Source organism: [Haemophilus] ducreyi (assembly GCF_900109315.1).
Lineage (GTDB): Bacteria > Pseudomonadota > Gammaproteobacteria > Enterobacterales > Pasteurellaceae > Haemophilus_B > Haemophilus_B ducreyi.
This window is the reverse complement of record NZ_FOJC01000014.1, coordinates 1-5,437: the sequence shown is the minus strand read 5'-3', so window position 1 is coordinate 5,437 and position 5,437 is coordinate 1. Positions and strand designations below refer to the sequence as shown.

Annotated in this window: 1 protein-coding gene; it reads left to right on the top strand. The window is 39.4% G+C overall.

Going from position 1 to position 5,437, the window contains the following annotated elements; all coding sequences use genetic code 11:
* Window positions 1–5,437, top strand: a 5,437-nt coding sequence (locus BMX01_RS07980; protein ID WP_234946420.1) for a YopT-type cysteine protease domain-containing protein, incomplete at both ends; no start/stop codon positions are given.

Sequence of the window (5,437 nt, the reverse complement as noted above, 5' to 3'; positions counted from 1 at the left end):
ATTGGTAAACACGAAATTAAAGTACCAGGCGTTAGCTTTGAAAATCTAAATAATATTAATCATCAACAAGATAAGTCAGATGGAATTGATAAATCGATTATTTCTGAATTATTAGCCCAACCAATTTATACAGAAAAATCAGCAGCACGTGATAACGATCCTCGTGTTGACCAAAATGATAAAGAGGTGTTAGATAATTTATACCGCACTCGCTTAAGTTATATTAACCAAGATAACTATTTGGGTGCTAAATACTTCTTTAAACAGCTCGGTTCAGAAGGTGACAAGTTAAAAGCGGTTAAACGTGTAGGCGATAACTATTTTGAGCATCAAGTCATTACTCGCTTAATTGAAAAACTGGCGGATAATCATCTTACCCTAAAACATGGCTTAAATGATGTAAAGTTGGTGCAAAAATTAGTTGATGCGGCTTCTAAACAGGCTAAAGATTTAAACTTAAAAGTTGGTGAAGCATTAACCAAAGAACAAAAAGACAACCTAAAAGAAGATATTGTTTGGTATGTAAAAACCGAGGTGAATGGCCAAGAAGTATTAGTGCCACAAGTCTATCTCGCTAAACAAACTATTGAAGAAGTTGAAAAACATCGTGGGGTCGGTACTGGCCAGATTCGAGCAGGAATTATCGATGTTAAAGTTGATGATGTCCGTAATACGGGTACGATTGCCGGTTATGCGGTTGGCTTAGAAGCAAAAAATAAACTGAAAAATACAGGTGATATTTTAAGTGAAAGAATATCTAAATTAGTTGGTAAAAAAGGTATCGAAAGCACTGGGGTTCTTTATGTGGATGAAAATGGTGACACCAAAGTCCGCAAAGCTCGGATGATATCGGAAGGCCACCTCTATTTAGAAAGCGATAAAGACAGTAATGTTGATCTTACCGTTAGCGAAGTTAAAGGTAAAACAGGTCAAATTAAGACTAAAAATCTTAATTTAAATAATACGTACGAAACTAGCTATAAATATCAATATGAAAAACTGTTTGGCAAAGAAGGCGGTGAAATTGGTGATCGTGTTACCCAAACTAGCCAAGCAAAATCAGTGGGTACCGACGCAAGTTTTGATCACTTACATTTATCGATTGAAGGTAATGTGAATCAAACGGGTAGTAGCTTAAAAACCAATCGCACTACTGGTATAGTAAAAGGTGATTTTAATACTAAAGCCGGTAAAGACTTGTTCCATCGTCAGATAGACACCGTAACATCCGGCACCGTCTACTCGGCTTCTGCTAGTGGCGGTGGCCAATCTGTAGGTTTTAGTTTAGCGGATGGTGAGCTTGAAACATACCAAAATAAAACCTCGACCACAGGTGCAAATGTAGATGTTACTAATTTTGTTAAAACCACTAAGGAGACCGAGACAAGCGTAACGCATAGAAATAGTGAGTTTGATGCGCTCAGTGGTGAGTTATATGTGATAGGAAAAGCCGATATCGGTGGAGTAGATATCAACAAAGATATTGAAGTGATAAAAACACCCGAGGAAATCGCGGCAGAACACAAAGCCGCTGAAGAAGCGAAAAAGGCTAAAGAAAATGAGACATCAGAAACAGGAGTAAAAGAGACTGAGAAGATAGAAAACGATAATGTAGCAGAAAAAGATAAAAGCAAGCAGAAGTTCAAGAAACTAACAGACGAGGAGATTGCAGCGGCCTTTGAAACTAAAGGTGAAGGCTTCTTTGCTGCGTATAAAGCGCGGGAAGAAGAAGACCGTAAAAAAGGCTTCACTTTATCAGCGGAACAAATTGAATCAACAAAAGCTCGAGATGAAAAAGAAACTACTTATTATGAGCAAACAGTAGGTATTGGTGCGGAAGCTGAGGCACATTCGGCTATTGCGGATGCGGTTAGCAATAAGGCTCGCCAAATTGCAGATACCCAGAATGGTGTAAAACAAGATGGCACTGTTGCCTTACAGGAAGCCAGTGACGCGTTGAACCTAGCTACTGGTGACCTTGTAGGCGCATCTGCTAAATTTAAAGTTGAACTGAGTACAACAGAGAAAAAATCTCGTGGAGCATCTGACGGCCGTAGCATTCTGGGTGGCCGCCTTAATTTAATTGCGCGTGGTGGTGATATCACTTTAAATAATGTCGAAACGACTGAAAATAGCTATTTATCCTTAAAAGCCAGAGATAATGTGAATGTAAATTCTGGCGTAACAGAACAGAAAGATGAAAGTAATTCTCAAAGCTTAAAATTAACCGCTGGTGCTAGTTCTGGTTGTGGTGTTATGGCTGGGGGCTGTAGTGCAGGTGTTAGTGCAGGTGTGTCTGGTAGCTATAATGAATCAAACACAGAATCAACAAGTCACACTAATAGCTTACTAAGAGGAAAAAGTTTACGTGTTGAAGCAGGTAGAGACTTTAACTTAATTGGTTCAAATGTAGATGTAGAGGATTTACACCTTGATGTGAAAGGTGATACCAATGTTGTATCCAAACAAGATACCTATTCACGCAAAGAGCGCGGAGTAAATTATAGTGTTTCAGGGGGGGTTGGTGTTTCCACCGCAGGCGGTGTAAGACCAAATGGCAGTGTTGGCCTAGGTGTAAGTGCTGAAAATGAAGACAGTAAAATCATTAAACAGCAAGCGGGTATTTCTGCGAAAAGGATCACCGGTGAGATAAATAACCTTAACTTGACGGGTGGTTATATTGAAAATAAAGGTAATCCAGATGAATTAAACGTAAAAGGTAATATAACGACAAACGAGTTGAAAGATGAACACCATAAAGATGGTGGCAGCTTTGGTGGTTCATTTGGGGTCAGTGAAACCGGTGTGACTCAAGTGAATGTAAATGGTGGTCGAGTAGAGCAAAAACACTATGAAGCAACTCAACATTCAAGTATTTCAGGGATTAATACGAAAGGCAAAACTGTTGGTAATTTTAAAACAGACCGCTCACAATCAACAGAAGTACACCGTGATGACACTATCGCCGCAACAAACTTTAACTTTGAGTTGGGTGATATTGCTGAGTTAGCTAAGAAAGGTAAGGAAAAGTGGGATAATAGAAGTGCTAAAACTGCCGACAATGATGCAGGAGTTGATTCGCCGCGTTTAATTAAAGGTGAAGCTGAAAAAGCACAAACATTAGGATTAACAAAAGCGGGCGGAAATGATGTTATTCCTGAAATTCAATTGTTGACACAAAAAGCAAGACTACAGTCTTTAGTGGATGATAGCCCTTATACTGAGATTCCGGCATTAACTCGCCCACAAGTAAAATCGAATTTAGAGCAACCTGTTGTAGAACTCCTACAAGCTAGAGCGAGAGTACTATCTGATGTTGATGAGAGCCCTTATGCAGAAATCACATTGCCTACTAGTAAAATTGCACCAATAGCTCAAGGTACTGAAGAAGTTTCATCAGCACCGCTTGTACAACGTTCGCGTTCAGAAAGTGAAAGTGGTTATGAAGATCCTGCAAGCTTAGGATTGGGTCTTCGTAGTTTCAAATCTAGCCCTAAAGGAGAGTATGAAGATATTTCAGATGTAATTGAACCTCAAACTAGAACAAGAAAACCTGGTGAACCAGAGCCAATTTACGGGACGGTTAATAAATCACCAGAAGCAATTGTAAGAGCAAATGCAAAAGCAGATGAGGCTATACAAGCTTTAGGCTATGATCCACGAATTAAACCGGTTGTGCCTGAAGAGGCGCCTCCAGCATTGCCGCCTAGAAACTTGCAAACTAAAGCTATTAATGATTATGATGATGTTTCATATGTACCTGACTTCAAAGTAAGAAAAACAGATGAACCAGAGCCAATTTACGGGACGATTAATAAATCACCAGAAGCAATTGTAAGAGCAAATGCAAAAGCAGATGAGGCTATACAAGCTTTAGGCTATGATCCACGAGTTAAACCGGTTGTGCCTGAAGAGGCGCCTCCAGCATTGCCGCCGCGTCCACAGTCATTAGATATTGCTGATGCACCGAGCTATCGTAGTCGTTTGGCTGATTCAGAATATAGTGAACAACCAAGAACACATCACAGTAAGCGTGCAGCCTTGGAAGAGCCAGTATCAGAAACATTCCAGCCACGTAGTAGACGAAGTTTAGAAGAAGATGGGGGTTTAGAGCGTTTACCATTGCATATAATAGATAATGGATCAGACTATGCTGAAATATTACCTCGTGTTAAACAAGCAGACGAACCAGTTGCTCAAGCAATAAGAGTACCAAAAGCACTTGAAAGTGATGATGGCTTCACGGCGAGTCAATCATTTAAATCACGTAAAGCGCAACTGGATGAAGGTGTTGAAAATATAAGCGGAATTTATAGTAGCATAAAACCTAAAGCCTTAATTGAAGAAAACACACCAATTGCGAGACAGGTAAAAACAGTTCAAGATGAAACCCCAATAACTGATCTTGTTAATAAACGCGAATTGGTTAAGGAAGGGCGCTCATTGCTGGATAAAGTACAAGATACTTTCCAACCACTCAAAGTGAAAAGCAAAATCAACGATGTTCGTAGTTCAGTAGAAGAATATGGCGGAGAAGTGACCTTCAAATATGCGCAATCAAAAGGTGAAGTGTATAACGAAATTGTTAAACATGCAGAGACACAAAATGGCGTGTGTGAAGCGACTTGTTCACACTGGATAGCGAAGAAAGTCAATGATGAAAATATATGGACAGACTTATATAAGGATGGCCAAAAAGGTAGAAAAGGAGGATTAAATAAAGACGCAATAGAGTCAATAGAAAAACTGCAAACTGAATTCATCAATGCAGGTACAGCAACCCAACAGTTCAAACTAACTAACACATGGTTAGAAGAACAAGGCGTAGTACCAAAACAAAAATATTTTGGTAAATTGAGTCGTGCGGATGAAGTTGCAGGAACTGTTTCAAAAAATGATATTAGTACATTAGTAAAAGCGATCCTAGATACTGGCAATGAAAGCAGTGCGGTGAAGAAAATATCGATAAACTTAGAAGGTGGATCACACACCGTATCAGCAAGTATAGAAGGGCAAAAAGTTGTATTCTTTGACCCTAACTTTGGCGAAATCACCTTCAAAGATAAGAAAAGCTTCGAAAAATGGATGAAGAACGCATTCTGGAAGAAAAGTGGTTACGCAGGTAAGAAAGATACTAAGCGCTTCTTTAATGTAGTTAACTATCATAAGAATAGTAAACGTAACAAAGTTATTGATGTAAATCATATTCAACAATTAACAGCCCCAGAAGGATTTAGTCCATCATTACCAACCCGTCCTCAGTTAGCGAATGCGGCGGGCATTAAGTCTAATGAAACGGGTTCTTTATTTAGCTGGAGCAAACTCAAGCACTTATTTAGCAAAGACAGTGGCAAGAAAGCACAAGTAGAAAGTTCTGAGATAAAACACCTAGGCGGAGCGGTAGATAAAGATGCGTTCTACTTCCCATTGGATAAGA